Origin of the sequence: Bradyrhizobium nivariense, assembly GCF_029846695.2 — a bacterium.
GTDB lineage: Bacteria > Pseudomonadota > Alphaproteobacteria > Rhizobiales > Xanthobacteraceae > Bradyrhizobium.
The window spans coordinates 1-24,067 of record NZ_JARWCR020000028.1; the positions used below are offsets into that span (position 1 = coordinate 1).

23 protein-coding genes and 1 pseudogene are annotated in these 24,067 nt (G+C 63.9%); 12 read left to right on the plus strand and 12 right to left on the minus strand.

Annotated features, from left to right (window positions below):
• Positions 1 to 100: 100 nt before the first annotated feature.
• Positions 101 to 1,651 (minus strand): ABC transporter substrate-binding protein, encoded by a 1,551-nt coding sequence (locus tag QCM77_RS22575; RefSeq protein WP_279684933.1) that lies wholly within the window; start codon positions 1,649 to 1,651, stop codon positions 101 to 103.
• Positions 1,652 to 1,866: 215 nt separating this feature from the next.
• On the opposite strand from QCM77_RS22575, the gene QCM77_RS22580 reads away from it, so the two are divergent.
• The 3 genes from QCM77_RS22580 to QCM77_RS22590 all read left to right on the plus strand — a co-directional run bounded on the left by QCM77_RS22580 (position 1,867) and on the right by QCM77_RS22590 (position 4,072).
• A complete protein-coding gene (locus QCM77_RS22580; RefSeq protein WP_279684935.1) occupies positions 1,867 to 2,529 on the plus strand; it encodes a TetR/AcrR family transcriptional regulator in 663 nt (220 codons plus the stop codon).
• 269 nt (positions 2,530 to 2,798) lie between these two features.
• Complete coding sequence (locus tag QCM77_RS22585) at positions 2,799 to 3,461, plus strand: DUF3313 domain-containing protein (protein ID WP_279684936.1); 663 nt, start codon at positions 2,799 to 2,801, stop codon at positions 3,459 to 3,461.
• A gap of 32 nt (positions 3,462 to 3,493) precedes the next feature.
• Positions 3,494 to 4,072, plus strand: coding sequence for a DUF2147 domain-containing protein (locus QCM77_RS22590; protein ID WP_279661148.1), 579 nt, complete (start codon positions 3,494 to 3,496; stop codon positions 4,070 to 4,072).
• Between the two features lie 36 nt (positions 4,073 to 4,108).
• Here QCM77_RS22590 and QCM77_RS22595 read toward each other — a convergent pair whose 3' ends face one another.
• Positions 4,109 to 5,653, minus strand: a complete 1,545-nt coding sequence (locus tag QCM77_RS22595; protein WP_279684938.1) for a winged helix-turn-helix domain-containing protein — start codon at positions 5,651 to 5,653, stop codon at positions 4,109 to 4,111.
• A 134-nt stretch (positions 5,654 to 5,787) separates the two neighbouring features.
• On the opposite strand from QCM77_RS22595, the gene mddA reads away from it, so the two are divergent.
• Together mddA and QCM77_RS22605 are read left to right on the plus strand one after the other, a co-directional pair.
• On the plus strand, positions 5,788 to 6,576 hold the full coding sequence (mddA, locus tag QCM77_RS22600) for a methanethiol S-methyltransferase (RefSeq protein WP_279684940.1): 789 nt from the start codon (positions 5,788 to 5,790) through the stop codon (positions 6,574 to 6,576).
• A 229-nt stretch (positions 6,577 to 6,805) separates the two neighbouring features.
• Entirely contained in the window at positions 6,806 to 7,228 is a 423-nt protein-coding gene (locus QCM77_RS22605) for a GFA family protein (RefSeq protein ID WP_279661151.1), read from the plus strand.
• A gap of 45 nt (positions 7,229 to 7,273) precedes the next feature.
• Here the strand turns inward: QCM77_RS22605 and QCM77_RS22610 are convergent, their stop codons facing one another.
• Positions 7,274 to 8,833, minus strand: a complete 1,560-nt coding sequence (locus tag QCM77_RS22610) for a winged helix-turn-helix domain-containing protein (protein ID WP_279684942.1) — start codon at positions 8,831 to 8,833, stop codon at positions 7,274 to 7,276.
• A 400-nt stretch (positions 8,834 to 9,233) separates the two neighbouring features.
• Between QCM77_RS22610 and pcaB the strand changes: the two genes are divergently transcribed.
• Both pcaB and QCM77_RS22620 read left to right on the plus strand, forming a co-directional pair.
• Positions 9,234 to 10,595 carry a 3-carboxy-cis,cis-muconate cycloisomerase gene (pcaB, locus tag QCM77_RS22615; RefSeq protein WP_279684943.1) on the plus strand — a complete coding sequence of 454 codons (1,362 nt, stop codon included), beginning with the start codon at positions 9,234 to 9,236 and terminating at the stop codon, positions 10,593 to 10,595.
• Between the two features lie 113 nt (positions 10,596 to 10,708).
• On the plus strand, positions 10,709 to 11,965 hold the full coding sequence (locus QCM77_RS22620) for an aminopeptidase (RefSeq protein WP_279684944.1): 1,257 nt from the start codon (positions 10,709 to 10,711) through the stop codon (positions 11,963 to 11,965).
• 171 nt (positions 11,966 to 12,136) lie between these two features.
• On the opposite strand, the gene QCM77_RS22625 is transcribed toward QCM77_RS22620, so the two are convergent.
• Positions 12,137 to 12,691 carry a hypothetical protein gene (locus QCM77_RS22625; RefSeq protein ID WP_279684945.1) on the minus strand — a complete coding sequence of 185 codons (555 nt, stop codon included), beginning with the start codon at positions 12,689 to 12,691 and terminating at the stop codon, positions 12,137 to 12,139.
• A 240-nt stretch (positions 12,692 to 12,931) separates the two neighbouring features.
• Here QCM77_RS22625 and QCM77_RS22630 point away from each other — a divergent pair, with 240 nt between their 5' ends.
• Positions 12,932 to 13,387 (plus strand): cupin domain-containing protein, encoded by a 456-nt coding sequence (locus QCM77_RS22630; RefSeq protein WP_279684946.1) that lies wholly within the window; start codon positions 12,932 to 12,934, stop codon positions 13,385 to 13,387.
• A 100-nt stretch (positions 13,388 to 13,487) separates the two neighbouring features.
• On the opposite strand, the pseudogene QCM77_RS22635 reads toward QCM77_RS22630, so the two are convergent.
• The 8 genes and pseudogenes from QCM77_RS22635 to QCM77_RS22670 form a co-directional block, all read right to left on the minus strand.
• Positions 13,488 to 14,537: pseudogene (locus tag QCM77_RS22635) on the minus strand (amidohydrolase family protein).
• A 117-nt stretch (positions 14,538 to 14,654) separates the two neighbouring features.
• A complete protein-coding gene (locus QCM77_RS22640; protein ID WP_279684947.1) occupies positions 14,655 to 15,176 on the minus strand; it encodes a hypothetical protein in 522 nt (173 codons plus the stop codon).
• A gap of 75 nt (positions 15,177 to 15,251) precedes the next feature.
• Positions 15,252 to 16,232, minus strand: coding sequence for an EamA family transporter (locus QCM77_RS22645; protein ID WP_279684949.1), 981 nt, complete (start codon positions 16,230 to 16,232; stop codon positions 15,252 to 15,254).
• Between the two features lie 34 nt (positions 16,233 to 16,266).
• The gene (locus tag QCM77_RS22650; protein WP_279684950.1) at positions 16,267 to 17,079 is read right to left on the minus strand and encodes an MBL fold metallo-hydrolase; all 813 of its coding nucleotides are present in this window, start codon (positions 17,077 to 17,079) and stop codon (positions 16,267 to 16,269) included.
• Between the two features lie 59 nt (positions 17,080 to 17,138).
• Positions 17,139 to 17,543: a type II toxin-antitoxin system VapC family toxin gene (locus QCM77_RS22655; RefSeq protein ID WP_279661161.1), complete on the minus strand. Its 405-nt coding sequence runs from the start codon at positions 17,541 to 17,543 to the stop codon at positions 17,139 to 17,141.
• The gene (locus QCM77_RS22660) at positions 17,540 to 17,794 is read right to left on the minus strand and encodes an AbrB/MazE/SpoVT family DNA-binding domain-containing protein (RefSeq protein ID WP_279684951.1); all 255 of its coding nucleotides are present in this window, start codon (positions 17,792 to 17,794) and stop codon (positions 17,540 to 17,542) included. The genes QCM77_RS22655 and QCM77_RS22660 overlap by 4 nt, the downstream gene beginning before the upstream one ends.
• A gap of 81 nt (positions 17,795 to 17,875) precedes the next feature.
• Positions 17,876 to 19,402, minus strand: a complete 1,527-nt coding sequence (locus QCM77_RS22665) for a permease (protein WP_279684953.1) — start codon at positions 19,400 to 19,402, stop codon at positions 17,876 to 17,878.
• The gene (locus QCM77_RS22670) at positions 19,399 to 20,148 is read right to left on the minus strand and encodes an ABC transporter ATP-binding protein (RefSeq protein ID WP_279684954.1); all 750 of its coding nucleotides are present in this window, start codon (positions 20,146 to 20,148) and stop codon (positions 19,399 to 19,401) included. The genes QCM77_RS22665 and QCM77_RS22670 overlap by 4 nt, the downstream gene beginning before the upstream one ends.
• A gap of 261 nt (positions 20,149 to 20,409) precedes the next feature.
• On the opposite strand from QCM77_RS22670, the gene QCM77_RS22675 reads away from it, so the two are divergent.
• The 4 genes from QCM77_RS22675 to QCM77_RS22690 are packed head-to-tail and all read left to right on the plus strand — an operon-like array spanning position 20,410 to position 23,990.
• The gene (locus tag QCM77_RS22675; RefSeq protein ID WP_279661165.1) at positions 20,410 to 21,285 is read left to right on the plus strand and encodes a branched-chain amino acid ABC transporter permease; all 876 of its coding nucleotides are present in this window, start codon (positions 20,410 to 20,412) and stop codon (positions 21,283 to 21,285) included.
• A gap of 5 nt (positions 21,286 to 21,290) precedes the next feature.
• Complete coding sequence (locus QCM77_RS22680; RefSeq protein ID WP_279661166.1) at positions 21,291 to 22,442, plus strand: branched-chain amino acid ABC transporter permease; 1,152 nt, start codon at positions 21,291 to 21,293, stop codon at positions 22,440 to 22,442.
• On the plus strand, positions 22,439 to 23,197 hold the full coding sequence (locus QCM77_RS22685; RefSeq protein ID WP_279661167.1) for an ABC transporter ATP-binding protein: 759 nt from the start codon (positions 22,439 to 22,441) through the stop codon (positions 23,195 to 23,197). The genes QCM77_RS22680 and QCM77_RS22685 overlap by 4 nt, the downstream gene beginning before the upstream one ends.
• 4 nt (positions 23,198 to 23,201) lie before the next feature.
• Entirely contained in the window at positions 23,202 to 23,990 is a 789-nt protein-coding gene (locus tag QCM77_RS22690) for an ABC transporter ATP-binding protein (RefSeq protein WP_279661168.1), read from the plus strand.
• Positions 23,991 to 24,067 lie beyond the last annotated feature (77 nt).

Here is a 24,067-nt window from a genome sequence, read left to right on the forward strand (position 1 = left end):
GGGATTGCCAAGTGGAGAGAACCCTCACCCGCTACGCTCTTCGAGCGCAGCGACCTCTCCCGCAAGCGGGAGAGGTAAGGGGAGTTCGGCGCTGCTGCCGTCACTTGTCGAGCCATGCGTCCTTGAAGCCGTCATTGACGCCAATGCCCGTGGTGATCAGGTTCTTGACCTTGCAGCGCATGATGGTCGGGAATTGCAGCTCGAGCATCCAGGCCACCGGTACATCCTCGACCAGGATCTTCTGCGCCTTCTCGTAGATCTCCTTGCGCTTGGAGTCCGGCGTCGCCACCGCGCCGTCGGCGAACAGCTTGTCGATTTCCGGGTTGGAGTAACCCTCGACGTTGTTGAACACCTGGCCCTTGGCGATGGCGCTGGAGACGTAGTTGCGGCCGACGCCGAGCGCGGGATCGCCGTACTGGTAGAGATAGGTGAAGGCGATGTCGTAGTCCCAGTCGCCGATCTTCTGGTTGCCGCCGGCGACGTCGGTGGCGATGGTCTCGATATTCATGCCGACGTCCTGGAGGTTCTGCTTCACGGCTTCACCCCAGCGCTGCCAGGTCTCGCCATAGGCGAGCGGCAGAAGGCGGATCTTCTCGCCCTTGTAGCCGGCTTCCTTCAGCAGCGCCTTGGCCTTGGCGGGATCGTACGGGTACTTCGGCACGTCGTCGGTGTAGTATTTGATGGTCGAGGCCGACGGGCCGGTCGCGACCTTGCCGAGCCCGTTCCAGATCACGTCCTTGGCGAAGTCGCGGTCGACCGCATACATGATCGCCTGCCGCACCCGCTTGTCTGCGAGCGGACCCTGGCGGTTGTTGAGCCACAGCCAGGCCAGCGGCGAGAAGAACTCCCAGCCGGCGCCGGTGACGCAGGTGTCCTTCAGCTTGGAGAGCCGGGGCACGTCGAAATTCTCGACCGAGCCGCCGGGCAGCACGTCGACCTTGCCGGTCTCATAGGCCACCGAGCGCGCCGCGGCATCGGGAATGATCTGCCAGTAGATCTCGTCGAGATAGGGCTTGCCCTTCTCGTAATAGTTCGGATTCTTGACCAGGCGGATGAAAGAACCCTTCTGCCACTCCTTGAACATGAAGGGGCCGGTGCCGACAGGGGCGTTGTTATAGGGATTGGTCTTCCAGTCGGTGCCTTCATAGAGATGCTTCGGCACCATCGGCATCGAGCCGACCTCGAAGATGCCGAGGAACGGACCGAACGGCTGCTTCAGCGTGAACACCACCGTGTAGTCGTCGGGCGCCTCGACCTTGTCGACCTGCGCGAGGTTGTTGCGGGCGCGCGCATGGGTCTGCTTCAGCATCTCGAGCGAGAACAGCACGTCGGCGGCGGTGAAGGGCTTGCCGTCATGCCAGGTCACGCCCTTCCTGAGCTTGAATGTGTAGGTTTTTGCGTCCTCGCTGACGCTCCAGCTCTCGGCTAGCTCCGGCTGCGGTTCGAGCTTGGGGCTGTAGCGAAGCAGGCCTTCGAAAATGTTGCCGGACACCATCTGCACCGGGCCGTTCTGGACCATCGCCAGCATCAGGCCGGGCGGCTCGGGCTGGATCACGACATTGATCGCACCCCCCGTTTTCGGCTCTTGCGCCAGCGCCGGGGCCGCAAGGCCGCAAGCCAGGAGGAGACCAAGCAACACTCGTTTTGACATGTCGTATCTTTCTCAAGCGAGACCAGCCGCAAGCGCTTCGCACGTCGTGGCGCGCAAAGCTACGGCCGGCCCATCCCAGTCCCCATCCGGTATCGAGGCTCACATAGTCTCATTCGGCGCCGCAAGATGAAAGTCTCGACAGTGTTCGCACAAAAAATGTACAGCGCGTCCTGTTTTCACTTGATTCATTACCTTGCCATGGAGACAAGTCGGCCATGGATAACGCCACACGCTCCGAACGATCCCGCAACGCCGCGCTCGAGGCGGCGACCAGGATCATTGCGCGCGACGGACCCGGCCGGCTGACGCTCGATGCGATCGCGCGCGAGAGCGGTCTGAGCAAAGGCGGCGTCATGCATCAGTTCCGCACCAAGGAGGCCGTGCTCAAGGCGCTGCTGGAGCGGCAGATGGAGCATTTCGAGGAGTTCTCGACCCGGTATATGGCGAAGGTGAGCGCGACCTCGGCGAATCCCAATCTGGCGACGCAGCTTGCCACCGTGCGGGAAGCGGCGACATCGCCGAATTCCGCCGCGTTGGCGCTGGTCGCGGCCATGGTCGAGAATCCCGGGCTGATGGCGCTGCCGCGCGAGCGGGAGATGAAGAGGGTGGAGGCCATCAAGGCGGAGGCCGTCGATCCCGAGCTCGCGCTGTTGCGCTGGGCAGCCGCACGCGGATTATTGCTGAGCTCGCTGTTCGGCATGTCGCCGCTTGGCAATGACGAGCACCAGCAGCTGTTCGCGCGTCTGCTCGATGACGATCGGTGGCGGCCGCTGGAAAAGCCGGCCGAAAAGCCAACCAGGCCACGCGCCGCCAAATCGAGCGCGGTGTCGGCGGCAAAGGCCGCAACCCCGCGCAAAGCACGCCTGATTCGTCGTTAACGAAATCCAGCCATGAACTGCATAAAGCCGCGCCTGCGGCCAAATGCGTCAGCAGTCATTTCTGTACTTTACAAACCAACTGGTCGGTTTTATAACCGGAAACACTGAGGCGGCCCGAGGCATCTGACATGGCCCCGGACGATGCCTTGGGCCGGCGATGGTGAGCGCCGCAGCCGCGTCTGGTCCCATACGCGGCTGCGGTCCCATCGCCTTGAACAAAAGGCCTTCCCAAGGATGGCCTTTCCTGAAAGCCGCTAGAGGAGTCTGCAATGGATCGCTCGATCGCCCTGCGCGGTCTGGGAACGCTGGTGCTTTGCGCGGCCGCGGCCGGCTGCGCCACGGTCGCGCCCGTGCCCTATTCGGAGATGGCGTCCTCGGCCTACATGGCCCCGGACAAATCGGACGCCTCGGGCCGTGTGCCCTACCGCTATTCCACCCAAGTCGACTGGCGCGCATACAATAAAGTGATCCTTGATCCCGTCGTGGTCTACCGCGGGAGGGATCACCAGTTCGGCGACATGTCTGGCAAGGACAAGGCGACGCTGGCCGCCTACATGCAGAACTGTTTTGCCGAGCGGCTGCGCGGCCGCTTCGCATCGGTGCGCGAGCGCGGGCCGAACACGCTGCGGATCAGGCTGACGCTCACCGGCGCCGTCACCAACACGCCGGTGCTCGGCACGCTCTCGCGCTTCGACGTCGCTGGCGCGGTCTACAACGGCGTGCAGGCCGCGCGCGACGGCGAGGGCACCCTGACCGGCTCGGTGATCTACGGCGTCGAGATCTTCGACGCCCAGACCTCACGCCTGCTCTCGGCCTACGTCACCAAGCAATACCCGGGCGCCTACGACATCAAGGCTACCGCCGGCTCGCTCGCCGCCGCCACCGCCGGCCTCGACAAGGGCGCCGACGCGCTGATGGCGCAACTGAACTGACGCCGCAACCCAGCCAACGAAAGGTGCTGCTGATGAACTTCTTCCTTCGCTTCCTGCTGCGCGTCGCGATCACCATCGTGATGATGGCGTTTGGCGGCCAAGCCGGCGCCGCCGCGCCCGCCACGCCCACAGATCCCAGCGGCACCTGGCTCGTCGAGGACGGCCGCGCCCGCATCCGGCTGGAGCGCTGCGGGCCGTCGCGCGAGCGCATCTGCGGCTTCATCGTCTGGATGAAGGAGCCGGCCGACAAGCGCGGCCAGCCTTATCGCGACAAGGAAAATCCCGATTCAGACAAGCGCGCTCGTCCGCTGCTTGGCCATCAGCTCATCATGGGCTTGCAGGCGACGCCCGAGGGGCGGTTTGCCGGCGACATCTACAATGCCGAGGACGGCAAGTTCTACTCGGTCTCGCTGTGGCGCGAATCTCCCGACCGCCTCAAGCTCAAGGGCTGCCTGATCAAGTTCCTGTGCCAGACCCAGACCTGGCAGCAAACGCTCGACGTCCAGCCCGGCCAGCTCGTCGGCCTGACCGGCGATCTCAACGGCCCCCGCGCCGACAAGGAATGGGCGGCCGTGACGGCCCCGAAGCCGATTCAAGTGAAGGGAAAATAGCCTTTTCACCTCGCCCGCTTGCGGGAAGAGGGAGCTCTAGCGCAAGCCCGCCCGTCGGAATCCCTCCAGATAGTGCTCGCGATCGGCCTCATTGGCCCACGGCAATTGCGTCGCGATCCAATGCAGCGAGATGTTGAGCTGGGTGCGGCGGAGCTCGCCCAGCGCCATCTCCGCAAGCACCCCGTCGCCGGTCATGCCGGCAGAAACCGCGAGCACGCGGTAGGCGCCGGTGAGGTCGCCGCGGTGGCGGATCGCCTCGCGCGCGAGCGCGATGGCCTCGCCATAGCGCCGCTCGGTGAAGCGGGCATAGCCGGCGATGCCGTGATAGATCGCCAGGGACGGATCGCGCGGCGAAAGCCGCATTGCCCTCTGCGCGGCCTCGAACGAATCCTTCGGCCGCCCGGCATAGGACAGCGCCAGCGCGTAATAGCCCTGCGCCAGCGAGAAGTTCGGATTGAGTGCGAGCGCCTGCTCGAACTCGGACAGTGCGTCCGCAAGCCGTCGCGTCGAGAAGCAGACGCTGCCAAGCGCGGCGTGCGCCCAGGCGTCCTCATGGTCGCAGCGCACCGCGGCGAGCGCGGCGGCTTCCGCCACCGGCGCCACCACGGCAAGCTCGGCCCAGCCGAGATGCACGCCGAACATGTGGTTCGCCGCGAGCACCGACAGCGCCTGGCCGTAGTTCGGGTCGATCCCGACCGCGCGTTCCAGCAGCGCCCGCGCGGTCTCGTGATCCCGCCGCGTCACGCGCCAGTAATGCGACAGCGCCCGCATCAGCAGATCCCAGGCATCCAGGCTCGCAGGGGGCTTGCGATGGGCGCGAAAACTTTCCGCCGCATGGATCTGCGGCTCGATCGCCGCGACGATCGCGTTGGTGATCTCGTCCTGCACGGCGAATACGTCGACCAGCTCGCGGTCGTAGCGTTCGGCCCAGAGATGGCTGCCTGATGTGGCGTCGTTGAGCTGCGCCGTGATGCGCACCCGGTTGTCCGCCTTGCGCACGCTGCCTTCGACGATGTAGCGGACGCCGAGTTCCTCGGCGATCTGCCGGATGTGGACCGCGCGTCCCTTGTAGGTGAAGGACGAGTTGCGGGCGACCACCATGAACCAGCGCTGCTTCGACAGCGCGGTGAGGATGTCCTCGCTGATCCCGTCACCGAAATAGTCCTGTGCGGGATCGCCGCTCATGTTCTCGAAAGCGAGCACCGCGATCGCCGGACGGTCCGCCAGGGCGCGCGGCAGGGCAGGAATAGCGGGCGCCGGCGCGGCTGCCACTTCTTCCCGGACTTCGCCGACGAAACGAAAGCCCTTGCGCGGAATGGTCTTGATCAGCCGCTGGCTCGCACCGTCGTCGCCGAGCGCCTTGCGCGCAGCGTTGATCCGGCTGTTCAGGGCGGAATCCGAGATGATCCGATCGCTCCAGATCTGGCGGATCAGGTCATCCTTGCTGACCACACGGGCGCGCTGCGCCACCAGATAGAGCAGGAGATCGAACACCTGCGGCTGCAACGGCACGGCGGCTCCGCCGCAGGTGAGTTCCCGCAGCTTGCCGTCGAGCACATTGTTTTCAAAGAGAAATCGCACGTTTCTGTCGTCTCAAGCAAAAATCAAAGTCGCCTCAGGCGAAAATCAACCGTCCGCGAAAGTCAGGGGACGTCCGATGCGGCATGGTGCAGCGACCAATGAAGTGCCGGCGTTTTGGCACAACGGAGCTGTTTATGACCCAATTTGATCGCGAGGTTCATTCGATCGGCCCGGAGGTTACGGGCTTACGCATTTTCAAGTTCATCGCCTTTCTGTACGGAATTGCGGCGTATCTCGTGTTTTTCGTCACCATTCTCTACGCTATCGGCTTCGTCATGGGGCTGGTGGTGCCGAAGACCATCGACACCGGAACCGACACGCCGACGGTCGAGGCCGTCATCATCAATCTGCTCCTGATGGCCCTGTTCGCGGTCCAGCACAGCGTGATGGCGCGCCAGCAATTCAAGGCATGGTGGACGCAGTATGTCCCCAAGCCGGTCGAGCGCAGCACCTATGTGCTGTTTGCGAGCCTGTCGCTGCTCCTCCTGTTCTGGCAGTGGCGTCCACTGCCGGCAGTCATATGGGACGTCGCGAACCCGGATCTCGCTGTGACGATCGTCACGCTGTCGCTGGTGGGCTGGGTGCTAGTGTTCACCTCGACCTTCATCATCAATCACTTCGAGTTGTTCGGATTGCATCAGGTGACCAATCATCTCGTCGGCAAGGAGGCATCGCCGCCGCGCTTCAAGACGCCGCTGCTCTACAAGTTCGTCCGTCATCCGATCTATCTCGGCTTCATCATCGCGTTCTGGGCGGCGCCGGTCATGACCGTGGGCCATCTGCTGTTCGCCGCCGTGACCACGCTCTACATCTTCGTCGGCATCGCGCTGGAGGAGCACGACCTCATCGCTCTCTTTGGCGACGAGTACCGGCAGTACAAACAACGGGTGTCGATGCTTATTCCCTGGCGCAAGTCAGTATAGCTCGCGCGTGTTTCCGTCGCGTCCGCCGAAAGGAGGACGCGCGGTAGCGCTGAGGCGCGTAACGGATCTTGCCGGACTGAGCCTTCAACGTTTCTCGGGGCGAATCCCCCTCAACCCGACGCTATCAGTGCGAGCAAAGCTCGTCGCGACCCCCGCATCCGTTTTTGCCGAGTTATCGGCAAACAGGAGCGGGAGAGGAATTCAAACCTTCATCAACGGAGACGACCCAATGAAACATGTCGGAAACTGCTTCTGCGGCGCGGTCACGGTCGAGGTCACGGGCGCGCCGGAGGCGATGGGCTATTGCCATTGCCGCTCGTGCCGCTCGTGGTCGGGTGGTCCGGTGAACGCCTTCAGCCTGTGGAAGCCCGAAGCCGTGCGCATCACCGAAGGTGCCGAGAATGTCGAGACCTTCGCGAAGACACCGCTCAGCCAGCGCAAGTTCTGCAAGAAATGTGGCGGCCATCTCATGACCAACCACCCGCCGCTCGGCCTGGTCGACGTCTTCACCGCCACCATCCCCACGCTCGCGTTCGCGCCCGGCGTCCACGTCAATTACGCCGAGACGGTGCTGCCGATGCGCGACGGCCTGCCCAAGCTCAAGGATTTTCCGGCCGAGTTCGGCGGCAGCGGCGAGATGATGCAGGAGTAGCGGCGCCCTTCTCCTCTCCCGGCAAGCGGGGAGAGGAGAGATTCGCTACCTCATCCCCGCACGCCGTAATCCCTCGAGGTAATGCTCGCGATCTTCTTCCCGCAGCATCGGCAGCTCGCGCGTGATCCAGGCGAGCGAGATGCCGGGCTGGGCGCGGCGCAAGCCTTCCAGGGCGGAAGTCGAGAGCGCGGGATCCCCCGACATGCCGGCGGCGGCCGTCAGCACGCGATGCGCGCCGACGAAATCGGCGCGCTGCCGCATCGACTCGCGCGCCATCTGCACGGCTCCTTCGTAGTCACGGCCGATGAACCGGGCATAGGCCGCAACGCCGCAATAGATCGCCGCGAGCGGGTCGCGCGGGCTGAGCCGCAGCGCGCGGCGCGCGGCGGCATCACCGTCCTGCCATCGTCCCGCGTAGCACAGCGTCACGCCGTAGAAGGCGTGCGCCATCGCAAAGTTCGGATTGAGGTTCAGCGTCAGCTCGAACTCCGCCAGCGCGTCGTCGAAGCGGCGGCGGAATAGATAAGAATAGGCGAGGCCGTGATGGGCCCAGGCATCCTCACGATCGGCCTCGACCGCCGCGAGCGCCGCGCGCTCGGCGACCGGTACGGTCGCGGCCATGTCGGACCAGCCCATATGCGCGCCGAAGATGTGGCTGGTCGCGAGCAGGCCGAGCGCCTTGCCATAGGCGGGATCGAGCGCGACGGCCTTTTCAAGCAGTCCTTGCGCGGCGGCATTGTCCTCGCGGGTGATGCGCCAGTAATGCGACAATGCGCGCATCACGAGGTCCCAGGCATCCAGGCTTCCCGGCGGCTTCTGCTGGGCGCGAAAACTCTCGGCGGTATAGAGCTGCGGCTCGATCGCGGCGACGATCGCCTCGGTGATCTCGTCCTGCACGGCGAAGATGTCGGCAAGCTCGCGGTCGTATCGTTCGGCCCAGAGATGGCTGCCGGTCGAGACGTCGTTGAGCTGGGCGGAGATACGCACGCGATCGCCGCTCCGCCGCACGCTGCCTTCGAGCACATAGCGCACGCCGAGCTCGCGCGCGACCTCGTGGATGTGCACGGCGCGGCCCTTGTAGACGAAGGAGGAGTTGCGCGCGACGACGAAGAACCAGCGCAGCTTCGACAGCGCGGTGATGATGTCCTCGCTGATCCCGTCGGAGAAATAATCCTGCTCGCGGTCGCCGCTCATGTTGGTAAAGGGCAGCACCGCGATCGCCGGCCGGTCCGGCAGTGCGAGGGGAGCCTGCAGAACCTTCGCGCCGAAACGGGGCTCCGGCGCGGTCGCCTTACGCTTGGTCTCGACGTCGCCGACGAAACGAAAACCCTTGCGCGCGATGGTGCGGATCAGCGCCTGGCTCGCGCCGCTGTCGCCGACCGCCTTGCGTGCCGCATTGATCCGGCTGGTCAGAGTGGATTCGGAGACGCTGCGCCCGTGCCAGATCTTGTCGATCAGTTCGTCCTTGCTGACCACCCGGTCGCGGTTCTCCATGAGGTGGACGACGAGATCGAAGACCTGCGGCTCCACGGCAACGGGAACCTGCTCGCGGCTCAGCTCGCGCCGGTCGGTATCGAGCAGGTGATCCCGGAACAGAAACTGCACGTCGAAAACTCAGACCTCACAATGACATCAGGCAAATGATGAAATGAAAACGGATTTCGACTGAAGTCTGTGAGTCCGCCGAGGGGGCCGGCCGGTTCACCACGATCGCGTGATGGCAGCCATGCCATTTGCGGGGAGGAATGCGACTTGAGTTAGAATATGGCGGTTTCAGTCGGATTGTCGCGAGCTACGCACTGAACTGATTGCCGTCAGCGCAATCTATCACCGTCATCCTGAGCCGTCGCGTGCGCTGCTTCGCGTCGCAGGTCTCGCACCACAGCATGACGGAGGCGACAGTTTGGACGTCTGAATGTCTGGCGAATGGCGAATGTCCATTTGCCGAACAGCTCCGTGTGCGTAAGCTGACCTCACACAAAACACCAACCACGAAGAAGCGCCCATGCCCGCTTTTCACGCCTCGACCACCGTGCTCGACTCCATGCTGTTCCGCGATGCCTTCGGCACGCCGCAGATGCGGGAGGTGTTTTCAGACGTCGCGACGGTCGCGCGCTATGCCGAGGTCGAGGTGGCGTTGGCGAAGGCGGAAGCGAAGTGCGGGGTGATCCCGCAGGATGCCGCCGATCAGATCGCGGCGCGAACCGATGTTGCCGCGCTCGATTTCGATCTGTTGCGGCAGGAGACCGATGTCGTCGGCTATCCGATCCTGCCGCTGGTGCATCAAATGGTGAAGCAATGCGGCGATGCCGGCCGCTATGTGCATTGGGGCGCGACCACGCAGGACATCATGGACACCGCCGTGGTGCTGCAACTGCGCGCCGGGCTCGAGATCGTCGAACAGGACATCGCCGCGCTGCGCAAAATCCTCGCCGACCTCTCGAAGCGCTATCGCGACACGCCGATGGCGGGCCGCACCCATCTCCAGCAGGCGCTGCCGGTGACCTTCGGCTACAAGTCGGCGATCTGGCTCGCGATGTTCGACCGCCACGCCGAGCGTCTGGTACAATTGAAGCCGCGCGTCCTGGTCGGCCAGTTCGCCGGCGCCGCCGGAACGCTGGCCTCACTCGGCGACAAGGGGTTTGAGGTGCAGGACGCGCTCTGTGCCGAGCTGAAGCTCGGCGTTCCCGCCTCGACCTGGCACGTCGCGCGTGACGGCTTTGCCGAGGCCGTGAACTTCCTTGCGCTCGTCACAGGCTCGCTCGGCAAGATCGCGCTCGACATCATGATCATGGCCTCGACCGAATTCGCAGAGGTCTACGAGCCCTTCGTCAAGGGGCGCGGCGCTTCCTCGACCATGCCGCAGAAGCGCAATCCGATCTCCTCGGAACTGATGCTCGCGGCGTCCAAGGCGGTGCGCCAGCACGCCGGCCTCATGCTGGATGCCATGGTGCAGGATTTCGAGCGCGCCACCGGGCCCTGGCACGCCGAATGGATGGCGATCCCCGAGAGCTTCGTGCTGACCGCCGGCGCCTTGCACCAGGCAAAGTTCGCGCTCGCGGGCCTGATCGTGGACGAAGCGAAGATGAACGACAATCTCGCCATTAGTCGCGGCCTGATTGTGGCCGAAGCGGTCATGATGGGACTCGCGCCGCAGATCGGCCGGCAGGAGGCGCATGACGTCGTCTATGACGCCTGCCGGCTCGCCAACGAGAAAGGTCTTACGCTGGCGGAGGCGCTCTCGTCCGATTCCCGCGTCTCAAGCCGGATTGACCGTGCCACAATCGATGCGCTGACTTCACCAAAAAATTACCTTGGCCTTGCGCCCGCCATGGTCGACCGGGTGCTGAAATCGGCAACGCGTTGAAAACCAAAATGCGCAAAACCGCGTATCTTTGGTGTGTCGCAAGGCACTCGCACACTTGTGTCTCGCGATGCTAGACTTAGATTGAGCGAGAGACGTTCGGCAGAGGATCTGGCATGACTGATCAACGCATCACCTCCATCCCCATCGATCCCGTGAAGCTCGACCGGCTGGCCGAGGTGGCGGTGAAGGTGGGCCTGGGCCTGCGGCCGGGCCAGGATCTGCTCTTGACGGCGCCCGCGATCGCGTTGCCGCTGGTGCGGCGGATCGCCGTGCATGCCTACAAGGCCGGCGCCGGCATCGTGACGCCGATACTCTCCGACGAAGAGATGACGCTGGCGCGCTACCGCCACGGCCACGACAGCAGCTTCGATCGCGCCGCCAACTGGCTCTATGAGGGCATGGCCAAGGCGTTCTCCGACAATACGGCGCGGCTCGCCATCGTCGGCGACAATCCGATGCTGCTGTCGGGCGAAGATCCGTCCAAGGTGGCGCGCGCCAGCAAGGCCAATTCGATGGCCTATCAGCCGGCGCTGGAGAAAATCGTCAATTTCGACACCAACTGGAACATCATCGCCTATCCGAGCCCGTCCTGGGCCAAGCAGGTATTCCCTGACGATCCCGAGGACGTTGCGATCGGCAAGCTCGCAGACGCGATCTTCGCCGCTTCGCGCGTCGACCGCGAGGACGCGATGGGTAACTGGGCGAGTCACAATGCGGTGCTGCGCGAGCGCACCAACTGGCTCAACGGCCAGTATTTTCGCGCGCTGCAATATTCAGGTCCCGGCATCGACCTCACCATCGGGCTTGCCGACGGACACGAGTGGGAGGGCGGCGCCTCGCTGTCCAAGAACGGCATCAGCTGCAACGCCAACATTCCGACCGAAGAGGTCTTCACCACGCCGCATTGCCGGCGGGTCTACGGGCATGTCGTGAGCTCGAAGCCGCTATCCTACCAGGGCACGTTGATCGACAACATCGCGGTGCGCTTCGAGGACGGCAGGATCGTCGACGCAAAAGCCTCGCGCGGCGCGGAGGTGCTGAACAAGGTGCTCGATACCGACGAGGGCGCGCGGCGTCTCGGCGAAGTCGCGCTGGTGCCGCATTCCTCGCCGATTTCGCAGAGCGGGCTGTTGTTCTACAACACGCTGTTCGACGAGAATGCCGCCTCGCACATCGCGCTCGGTCAGTGCTATTCGAAGTGCTTCGTCAACGGCGCGCAGCTCACGCCGCAGCAGATCGCCGCGCAAGGCGGCAACCAGAGCCTGATCCACATCGACTGGATGATCGGGTCCGCCGAGACCGACATCGACGGCATTCTCGCCGACGGCAGCAAGGTGCCGGTATTCCGCAAGGGCGAGTGGGCGAAGTAACGCGTCTTGCTGTCCATCCTTCGAGACGCCCGCCGCTGGCGGGCTCAGGATGAGGTCTTGATTCGTTGCGACATCTTAGACCCTCGACATCTTAGACCCTCATGGTGAGGAGCGCCGGTTTACGGCGCGTCTCGAACCATGCAGGCCGAGCAAGTACCCTCAGGGCACCTCTTACGCCGCCGCGTTGCGCAGCATCGGGCTGTTGTCGATGCTGAAGCGGTTGAACAGCGTCGTGAACGGGCTGCCGTCGGTGGCCCGCACGATGGCGTCGGAGGCCGCCACCGCGTCGTAGAGCGCACCGACCGGATCGTTTGCCTCGGGCAGGCCGAGGCCCCTGCGGATTTCCTCGCGGGCCTCGTTGACGTCGTCCTCGCCGTCGAGTGTCGCCTCCAGCGCATCCGCCGCGCGCCGCATCTCCTGGAGGTCACCGCCGCCGGAAAATTTGAGGATGTCGAGCCAATAGGGGCGCGCCACGACGAGCTGGACGAAAGCCTCGAAACTCTCCGCAATAATTCCCGCGCGGCCTTCCGATGAGACGTAGAGCACATTCTGCGACGGCAGCAGCACGAACGCGCCGCCGGAGCCGTCACTGCCGACCTGCCGGGGGCTTTCGATGCCGTCGACGGTGAACCAGGGCTCCTCTTCGGTTGCGAAGGAGACGTCGAGGCTGCCGAGCCAGGCGACGACCTCACCCTGGGCTGTCAGAACCTCTGGAGTGAGGGGCATCGGGATGGCTCCTTCGATTGTCACTTTCGCGCACTTTGTCGCACCCCGGAAAAGAAGGGTTCATGTGCGCGAAATTGCAGGGGAATCGCGACGTTAACCGCTTCGGGTCTGCAACTTGCGGCTGATTGTCGGGGCCTGCGTAAGAAAGAATTAAAAACCGGCTACTAGCGTTCCCGCCATCTTTTGAAACAATCCGGGCCGAGACCCGGCCGGTCATATTTATATCCCCTGGGGAAACAGATGTCGCGCGCATTGATTGAAATCGGTAGTTGCAATGTGGACCTCGAACTGCGGCCGATCGAGCCGTCCTGGATCATCGAGGGCAATCCGGTGTCGCGCTCGCGCATCCTTTCCACCAGCGCCGACGGTACCGCTTCGACCATCATCTGGGCTTGCACCGAAGGGCGCTTCAACTGGTACTACGACATCGACGAGACGATCATGATCATGGAAGGATCGATCGTGCTTGAAAGCGACGGCATGCCGCCGAAGCGCTACGGCCCGGGCGGCGTCATTTTCTTCCGCGACGGCGCGCATGCCAAATGGCATGTCGAAGGCCACGTCAAGAAGATCGCCTTCTGCCGCAAGACCAATCCCGTGATGATCGGATTCCTGATCCGGGTCGTCAACAGGCTCAAGCGGATGTTCGTCGCCGCCGGCGAACGCCGCCCGGCCTCGCTGATGGGTGCCGGTTAGAGTTCAAACAGTTTCAAGGACGCTTCCCAGCGGTCACGACGGAAGAGGGGTCGGGATTCAACATCCCGGCCCCTCTTCTCGTCACGACGGCAATCCTCTTTTATGGCAAATCGAGCCGGTAGACATCGCCTGCGGTCTGCGAGAACAGCGCCGTCTTCTCGGTCTCGCTCAAGGGCGCCGCGATACGCTTGAAGGCGTTGAAGATCACCTGGTAGCTGCACTGGCCCTTGTCCGGCGGGAAATTGCTCTCGAACATCGCGCGCCTCGCGCCGAATGCCTCGATGCAAGTCTCGACATAGGGTCGCCAGGCCGCGGCAAGCTCCTCGGATGACGGTGGCCTGTCGCGCAGATGGAAGTCGTGGCCGAGCAGGCACATCGCGAGCCCGCCGAGTTTCACCACCACGTTCTCGCATTTGGCGATCTCGCGGATCGAGGCGCGCCATTGCGGAAACACCTCCTCGCGCCGCCCGGCAAAGCGGCCGACGCCGGCCGGGCCGCCGCAATGGTCGAGCACAATCCTGGTGTCGGGAAAGGCGCGGGCGAGTTCGGTCAGTTCGCCGATCTGGGGGTGAAACAGCTAGGCATCGAAGCTGAGGTTCAGCGGGGCGAGACAGGCAAAGCCTTTGCGGAAGGCCGGGTCCCGCAAAAGTCCCTTCGGCCGGTTCGCATACATGCCGGCGACGACGGGGTCCTCGTCCCAGGCCGAGGAATGCCGGATGCCGCGGAAGCGACCGTTGCCCGCCGCGATCTCGGCCTCCAGCACCGGTTTTGCGGCATCGCCGAGCAGCAGGTTGACGTGGCTGACGATGCCGGCGCAGATCGCGGCCTTGCCGTAGCCGCCGCTGGCGCTCATCGCGGCGACGCCGTTGGCGAACTCGACTTCGCCGACGGGCCGGAGCGCCTCGGGCCCGTGCGCACGATACATCGAGCGGCAGTCGACATAGACGGCGGCGATGATGTTGTGGCCGGAGGCGATATCGGCCGCCATCTCCTCGATCAGATAGCGGTGCCCGCGATTCCAGAGATGGTGATGGGGATCGACGATCGGCCGTAACGGATCGATGATCTCCTCCTGATGCAGCGCGAGCCAGTCCTCGCGCGGCTCGATGAATAGCCCGCTCGTATTGGCGGGCAGACCGCTTGCAGCCATCGGCGTTCGCTCCCTTTGTGTAGGCTTCTTGGGCCGGGAGCCTAGCATCTCGTCCTCGCACGCAGCAGCGCGCGTTGCGCAACCGCACCCGTCGTCGCGGGCACAGCGGCGCCGTCATCAACCCTTGCGCCGCTTCGCCCTCACGTCGACCACCAGTCGCCAATCGGTTGCGGCAGCCGCCTTGACCTCGCCGAGCCAGTGGAAGCGATCCTCGGTGATCTCTGTAAAGCTCCAGCGCGTCAGGTCGCCGGCCTCGGTCGTGCCTTCCTGCACGATGTCGGCATCGCGTGGACGGCCGATCTGCTGGCGGAAAATGCAGCGGCCGGGATCGAACCAGGAAATCCGCCACGCATCGATGGTCGGATCGTAGACCCGCAGCGTGGTGCCGTACCAATTGCCAGCGATCGGCAAGGCCGGGCTGCCAGCCGGGCGCGGAATGATCCAGACGTCCTGCACGGCGCGGCCCTCCAGCACCCAGCCGAAATGGATTTCGCCGGGCGCGGTGTGTTTCGTCCCATCAGGTCCATGGGCGGTGATCTCGGCGTCCCAGTCGCCGACGAAGCGGCCATAAAGCTGGAGCGCCGCCGCGTGCTCGGGGTTCGGTCCGTCCGCGTGCAATAATCTGGCAAAGTCTGTCATGTCGATCTCCTGTTGTCAGGAGATCAGCACGACCGGCCGATGGCCGACTTGGAGAAAATTGCGCAGCGCCGGCCGTCAAGTCTTGTTGGGCGACAGATGCCCTATGCCGGGATTGGGCTTATCGTTCGTTCGTCGGCTCGTCGAGCGTTCGGCGAGCCAAATGACGATGACGGAGACAATGACGAGACCCGCACCAAGCAGCATCACGCGCGAAAATGGCTCGCTCAGCACGACAGTGCCGAGCAGCACAGCGATCACCGGGTTGACGAAAGTGTAGGTCGACACCAACGAGGTCGAGACGTTTTCCAGGAGCCAGTTATAGGCGACGAATCCGATCACGCTGCCAGAGATGATCAGCCAAAGCGCCGCTGCAAGCGAAGTCAGCGAAACGTCGCTCGGCCTGAAGTTTCCGATCTCGCCTGTCAGCCAACTGATCGCGAACAACACGGCGCCGCCGATCGAAAGCTGCATGCCCGAAAGCAGGATAGCGGATGCCTGGCTCGACATGCTCCGGGACAAGACGGTCCCGGCCGACCATGACAAGGCCGCAGCCAGCAGCCAGACGACGGGAAGGATGCTGATGCCAGCCTGCTCGACGTTTTGCCACGCCACGAGTCCGACGCCGAAGAAGCCCGGCACGAGAGCGAGCAGGGCAAGGGGCCTCGGTCGCTGATCGCCGGGCAACAAGACATCGATCAGCAGGATCCAGAACGGGATCGTGGCCAGCACGATGGCCGCCACGCCCGAAGGAACCGATTGCTGCGCGAAGGCGAGTACGCCGTGGCAGCCGACAAAGAAGAGGAGCCCGCACAGGCTCGCCCTTACCCACGCCTGCGAGGATACGTTCGCGACCTCACCGCCACTCATGGCCAACAACAAGATGCCGCCACAGAACGAACGTAGCGCCATCAGCAGAAATGGCGGAATCGATTTCAGGCCCAACGTGATGGCGAAGTAGGTGGAACCCCACAGCAGGTAAATGGCCGCGAATGAGCCTATGACCAGCAACCTTTTGCTCATGATTGCTCCGATCGAAAATGATCTCGAAGCAACCAAGTCGGAGGAGGCTCATGCGTTCCGGCTTCGCGCGTCAGACGCCGTCGAGGATGATCACCGTCGGCTTCGACGGCAGCGCATCCCGCGACATCCGGAAACTGCGCTCCATGCGCCGGTCGATCTCGAACTGCTGGCCGATGCGTTGCATGAAATCGTCGAGCGGCGTGGCGAAGCGGTGCATCGGCAGCACCACCGAGGCGCGCAGCCGCTTGGTGATCTCGGAGACGCCATCGAGCGACATGGTGTAGGTGCCGTCGATCGGCACCATCACGATGTCGAGCCGCCCGATCTGGGCAAAATGGCTGTCGTCGAGCTTGTGGTGGAGATGGCCGAGATGGCCGATGCAGAGGCCCGCGACCTCGAAGATGAAGATCGAATTGCCGTCGCGGATCATGTCGGCACCGGAATCGTCGCCGAAATAGCGGCGGATGTCGGTGGTGACGTTGCGGATGAAGGTGTCGCCGATGCGTTCGGACACGATGGCCGGCTTGCCGTCCTCGCCCCAGCCATGCAGCACATGAGGAATGCGCTTGTCGGGATAAAGAGAGTAGTGCGTGCTGTGAGCCCGGTTCATGGTGACGACATCGGGCAGCCGTCCGACCTGGTAGGCGCCGCTATAGTCGGTGGCTATCCGCAAGCCGCCGGGCGTGTCGATGAAATAGGTGGAATGGCCGGCATAGGTGATCTGGACTTCAGCCGATGCAGCGGCCTGCCGGAACGCGACCGGCGTCACGCGGGGTGCCGCATTCGCCATCGCCAGGCATTCGCTGCGCTGGGGCTGCTGGGCGAGGGCAGGTGTAGCCAGCCAACCGAGAAACGCAAAAGCCGTCAGCAATGGTCGAATCATGCAGAACCGTCCGCCGCTCATCGACGATCTACTGAGTGTATCTACGAATTATCCTCGCGTCATGTGGAGCTGGGCAGCCGCGCCAACCCGCCGCTTGCCTCGATCAGTTTCACGGCCTTCTTGTCGAAAGAAACGAAGGTATCGGCTCCAAGCCAGTTGCCCTCGTGGGCGATGACGCCGTCGGCGAAATCGCCTCCGGCATCAAGGAAAGCCAATCCAGCCTCGGCTGCGGGTCGGTCGACAACCGCATTGGAGGCATTGATCAAGTGCCGGATCGAAGCCGTGATATTCTCGGCAGAAGTTTTGTAGCCTCGTGAGAGGACCCAGGCCAATTCGCACAGTGCAGGGATCGAGATGGCTATTATGTCTGCCTTCTCGAGAAGCGCTTCGGCCGCCTCGCTCTGTTCGGGATCATCTCCGACCAGAACCCGCACCAGGACGTTGGTGTCGGGTGTTATCTTCATCGCTTGCCGGCCCAGCCGTCAGCAATGACTTCGTTCATCTCCTCGATCGACAGCGACCGATCGTTCGTTTTTCCTTTCAGGAAGCCGAACGCGTCCGAAATCTTTCCGATGGGCCGAGCTGCCTTAACCTCAACTCGCCCCCCAGGAAGCTTTTCGATCGAGATCTTGTCGCCCGGATGCACACCAAGGTGCTCCAGGAGATCCTTCCGCAGCGTAACCTGCCCCTTTGCCGTGACAGTAAGCGTGCCCATGGGAGCCTCAATCCTTGATACTCGATAAGTAAGGCAATCTCGCCTTACTTTCAAGTAAAGACACCAAGCCAAGGCAGCCCCTCACTCACGTCTTGGGCTGAACTTCCAGGTGATGGCGACGAGGCTCGCCGTGATCAGGCCGCTGACGAGACCGGCGATGGGTAGCGCGAGCAGCAGCGCAGCGCTCGCAGCCCAGCCGATCGAGGAGAACGCCTCGGCGAAGGTTGCAAGCCGCGAGGAGGTCTGGCGGCGGCGGAATTGGCTGCGCCGGGCCTGCACCCGGAACCAGAGCTGGATCGCGGTGGCGGAGGCGGCACTGACGATGACCGCACCGGCGCTGACGGCGGCCTGGAACGGCGAGGCAAAGGCGAGCGCTGCGATCAGCGGGCAGAAGATGACGGCGACCGCGATCAGCACCACCTCGATCTTGGCGCGGATGACGCTGGACGGCGTCAATGGCGCGGTCGCAACCAGATCGGGCGCGTCCTCACCCGAGATCGTCAGCCAGGCAAGCCCGCCGGCGAGCTGGCCCGCCGCCATGACGATGACGGGCGTGATCAGCGTCAGCGCCGCGGAGCTGTCGGCAAAGCTGCGCCACAGCAGCAGCGCCGGCGGCACCAGATAGAGCAGCTGCATCAGGGTCTGCGAGATCAGCCAGGGATCGCGCCAGAGCAGCGAAAATTCCTTGCGCCGCAGCGCCTGCTGCCGCGATCCGCGGCGGAACGGGCGCTCCTTCGCACTTCGACGGCCGGACGCGCCATAGGCGGCGGCATCGATCGCGGTGTCTGCAAAGCGACCCGAGAAGATCGCCATGACGCTTCCGAGCAGCACGAGTCCGAGCGCCAGCAGCAGCAGCAGCGCTTCGCTGTCGCCCATCGTCGCCCGCGCCGGCCACCACCAGATGCTATCGACATCGGGCGCGTAGTCGGCCATCGTGCCGGAGGTCAGGATGGTGAAGCGCGACAGCGTGCCGTAGGACATGATCGCCGCGACCTGGAGCGCGATCACGAAGCCGGCGCCGATGATCGCGGCCAGGATCTGCGCGACAAACCGTGTCCGCGCCGGGCCGATCAAGCGGAACAGAAGGATGGTGACCGCAATCGCGATCGCCGCGGCCGACAGGCCCATCGCGACGACGACGCCGAACGCCGCCAGCCAGCGTGTGCCGCCCCCGAACACCAGCACGTCGATGAAGGGCGTCGAGAACAGCAGCGCCATCACCGTGACGGTGAGCGCGATCGCGGCGATGCGCACCGAGAACAGATTGGCCAGCGTCGCGGGCGAGGACATGATGAGGTCGAGATCGGCGCGAGCGTAAAACACCCGCGTCACCGATTCGATCGCCTGTGACAACATCAGCGTCCAGGCGAGAAAAATCGTCGCCGAGATCACGATCAGCGACGATTTGTCGAGCGGCAGTTGCAAGTCGGCGAAGCGGCCGATCACCGCCCAGGCCGGCACGTGCAGCAGCGCTGCGAAGAACAGCAGGCCGACGACTGCCGCACGCGCCCGTTTGCGCCGCCCGCCGGTCATCATGGCGAGCCATTCGCGCCAGGCGAGCCGGAGCTCGTGGCGGGCGAACCAGGAGAGCGCGGTGGCCGAGCTCATGCGGCTTCCGGAAGCGTCACCAGCGCGATGAAGAGATCTTCCAGGCTGGTGTCGGCATGGCCGTTCTGCTGGCGCAGCTCGGTCAGTGTGCCCTCGGCGACCAGGCGCCCGGCCGCGATCACGCCGATGCGGTCGGCCATGCGTTCGGCGACCTCGAGAATATGCGTGGTCATGATGACGGTGCAGCTGGCGCGCACGCGATCGCTCAGCAATCCCTTGACGTGGCGGGCGGAGACGGCGTCCAGCCCGGTCAGCGGTTCGTCCAGAATGATGAGGCGGGGATCGTGCACCAGTGCGCCGGCGAGAGCGACCTTCTGGCGCATGCCCTTGGAAAAGCCCTCGCAGCGTTCGTGCCGGTGCGGCTCGAGCCCGAGCGAGCTCAACAGCTCCTGCGCGACCGGTTCCGAGACGGATGGCGCGATGCCCCAGAGCCCGGCGACGAATTCGAGGTACTCAAGCGGAGTGAGCTTGTCATAGATCATGGGCTCGTCGGAGACCCACGCCATCACCTGCTTGGCGGCGACGGGGTTTTGGAGCGCATCGATGCCGAAGATTGAGACCGCGCCGGCATCGGGCCGCAGCAGGCCTGCGACCATGCGCAAAGTGGTGGTCTTGCCGGCGCCATTGGGGCCGACCAGCGCATAGAATTCGCCTGCATGGATGGTGAGATCGAGGCTATCGACCGCCAGGCGGTCAAAACGCTTCGTTAACCCCAGGACTTCGAGCGCCGAGTCGTCCGGCTTCATGACGGCCACCTTGCGGTTTTGCATCGCTCGCGACCATGAGCCGAAGATATTTCGGCACCGTGAATCGCGCTGCCGCAAATTGCGTCATCCGGATTGGACTAAAGGCAAGTCACCGTTTGTTGACAGCGCTTGGCGGTTCAGGCTGAATTGGCGAAGGGACGAATGGCGCGAACGCAGCGAAACGACTGCGTAGCGACTGAACACAAGATGCGGCAAGGCGGTCAGGAAGAACCGCCGGTTGTATCGGGAGGATGCGCGGCGATGCTGGATTTCGTTCAGCAGCTGGTCAGCGGTGTCGCGCTCGGCTGCGTCTACGGCCTGATCGCGCTCGGCTTCGTGCTCGTCTACAAGGCCACCGAGGTCGTCAATTTCGCCCAGGGCGATTTGATGATGCTGGGCGGCTTCTTTGCCTTCACCTTCATCGGCATGATGGGCCTGAACTACTGGGTCGGCTTTGCCGGGGCGGTAGCCGCCATGGCGCTGTTCGGCATGCTGGCCGAGCGCGTGGTGGTGCGGCCGATTCTCGGCTATCCGCAATTCTCCATCATCATGGCCACCATCGGGCTCGGCTATTTTCTGCGCTCGGTCTCCGGCATGATCTGGGGCACCGACGATTTCAAGATCGACACGCCGTTCAGCCAGGGCGTGCTCCGGATCGGCTCGCTGGTGCTCGCCGATGACAAGCTCTCGGTGATCGCGGCGACGGTCATCCTGTGCACGCTGCTCTGGCTGTTCTTCAACAAGACCACGCTCGGCACCGCGATGCGCGCCAGTTCCGAGAACATGCTGGCAGCCTATTACATGGGCATCCCGGTCAAGCGCGTGGTGTCGATCGTCTGGGCGATCAGCGCGGCGGTTGCGACCTGCGCCGGCGTGCTGCTGGCGCCGATCACATTCATCCATTCCAACGTTGGTCTCGTGCTCGGCCTGAAGGCGTTCCCGGCCGCCGTGCTCGGCGGCTTCGGATCGATCCCCGGCGCGGTCGTCGGCGGCGTGCTGATCGGCGTGATCGAGAGCATGGCCGGCTTCTATCTGGCCGAGGGCTGGAAGGACGTCGCGCCCTATATCGTGCTGCTCGCCGTGCTCCTGCTCAAGCCCGAGGGCCTGTTCGGCCGTCACGTCCGCAAGAAGGTCTGAACGCCATGCGCTTCCTGTTCAAGACCGACTATGAAGACGACATCAGGCTGTTTCCGCACTCGGGCTACGTCGTTTCATATGGTCTCTTGCTGGCCGTGCTGCTGATCGCGCCCTATGCGCTCTCCAGCTATCTGATGAGTCAGCTCGTCTTCGTCTGCATCTATGCGACCGTCGGCGTAGCGCTTCTGATTTTGACGGGCTTCACCGGGCAGGCCTCGCTCGGGCATGCCGCGTTCCTCGCGATCGGCGCGTACACAGCGGCCTATTTGCAAAAATATGGTGTGCCGTTCCCGGTCTACTTTCTCGCCGCCGGGCTCCTGACCGGACTGATCGGCGCGCTGGTCGGCTTTCCGGCGCTACGGCTTCAGGGCATCTATCTCGTCATCGCCACCATCTCCTTCGCCTTCATCGTCGAGGAGATCCTGGCGCGCTGGGAAAGCGTCACCAACGGCAACGAGGGCATGCGGATCAAGGCGGTGTCGCTGTTTGGGATCACAGTGTCGCGCGACAGCCCGACCTTCTATTTCCTCTGCCTCGCCGTGCTGGTGCTGACCATCGTCGGCACGCTCAATTTGCTGCGTTCGCCGACGGGGCGCGCCTTCGTCGCGATCCGCGACAGCGAGACCGCGGCGCGCAGCATGGGTGTCAACGTCGCGCTGTACAAGGTAAAGTCCTTTGCGATCTCGGCGGCGATCACCGGCTTCGCCGGCGTCTTGTTCGCGCACAAGCTCTCCTTCATCTCGCCGGAGATGTTCACGCTCCAGCTCTCGATCGAGTTCATCATCGTAATCCTGATCGGCGGCACCTTCAGCCTGCACGGCGCCGTGCTGGGCGCGATCTTCATCGTGATGATCGATCCGTTCCTGACTTACCTCAAGGACGACATGCCCGGCATTATCGCCGGCATCGCCGCCACGTTCGGAGCAGGCACGCAAGGCGCAGCCAACATCCAGTCCAAGGTCGCGGCCTTTGCCTCGCTCAACGGCCTGAAAGGCGCAATCTACGGCATCATCATCGTATTGTTCGTGCTGTTCGAGCCGCTCGGGCTCTATGGCCGCTGGCTGAAGATAAAGCTCTTCTTCCAGCTGTTCCCGCTCTACAAGCGCGCCACCTTCAAGCGGCAGAAGATCTACGTGAAGTCGGAGCGCAACCGATGAGCTATTTTCGCGCCGAGAATTTGTCGCTGCATTTCGGCGGGCTGAAGGCCGTCGATGCGGTGTCGTTCGCGGTCGAGAAGGGCGAGATCCTCTCGATCATCGGCCCGAACGGCGCCGGCAAGAGCTCGATCTTCAATCTGATTTCGCGGATCTACCGGCCGACCTCGGGCCGCATCTACTTCGAGGACCAGGACATCACGGAGCAGCCACCCTACGATATCGCCCGGCTCGGCATCGCCCGCACTTTTCAGAACATCGAGCTGTTCGAGAATGCGACCGTGCTGTCGAACCTGTTGGTCGGGCGCCACCGCCATTCCACCACGCAGCTCTGGCAGGAGCTGCTATTCCTGCCAAGCGTGCGCGCCAACGAGAAGGTGCATCGCCGCAGGGTGGAGCAGGTGATCGAATTCCTCGATCTCGAGCCCTACCGCGACAAGCTGATCTCGGGCCTGCCTTACGGCGTGCGCAAGGTGATCGAGCTGGCGCGCGCGCTGTGCTCGGAGCCCAAGCTGATCCTGCTCGACGAGCCGTCGTCGGGCCTGAACGTGGAGGAGACCGATGACATGTCGTTCTGGATCCGCGACATGAAGGGCGAGCTTGGCGTCACCGTGCTGATGGTCGAGCACGACATGTCGCTGGTCAACCGCGTCTCCGACCGCGTCATCGCGCTGAACTATGGCCGGGTGCTGGCCATGGGCTCGCCCGCCGAGGTGCAGCAGCATCCTGACGTCGTCGCCGCCTATCTGGGAGCCTGACGCGATGGACGCCGCCGTCACACCCGAGACCATCCTGAAGCTTTCCAACATCGAGAGTTATTACGGGCCGATCATGGCGATCCGCGGCATCTCGCTGGAGGTGCCGCGCGGCCGCATTGTCACGCTGCTGGGTGCCAACGGCGCCGGCAAGACCACGGTGCTGAAGACGATCTCGGGCATTCTCGATCCGCAGAAGGGCGCCATCGAGTTCATGGGCAAGCCGATCCAGCGCATGGAGGCGGACCGCATCGTGCGGCTCGGCCTGAGCCACGTGCCGGAAGGGCGCGAGGTGTTCCCGTTCCTCTCCGTGCGCGAGAACCTGATGATGGGGGCCTATCCGCGCCGGGATCGCGACGGCGTCGCGGAGGATCTGGAGCGCGTCTACGGCTATTTTCCGCGGCTGAAGGAGCGCATCAACCAGCCGGCTGGCCAGCTCTCCGGCGGCGAGCAGCAGATGCTGGCGATCGGCCGCGCGCTGATGAACCGCCCGACGCTCTTGCTGCTCGACGAGCCCTCGCTCGGGCTGTCGCCGATCCTGGTGAAGGAGATTTTCACCATCATCCGCCGGGTCAACGAGGAGCAGGGCATGTCGATCCTGCTGGTCGAGCAGAATGCCAAGGTGGCGCTGGAGACGGCGCATTACGGCTATGTGCTGGAGATCGGCCGTATCGTGATGAACGACACCTGCGACCGCTTGATGCATTCCAAGGACATCCAGGAATTCTACCTTGGCGCCAAGGAAGCGGGCGCACGAGGCGAGCGGCGCTGGAAAAAGAAGAAGACTTGGCGTTAGAGGAAGACTTGGCGTTAAATGGACTAACCCATCCGCAACAATAGACCGCCGGCAAGGCAGGCAGCGGAGGGCAAGGC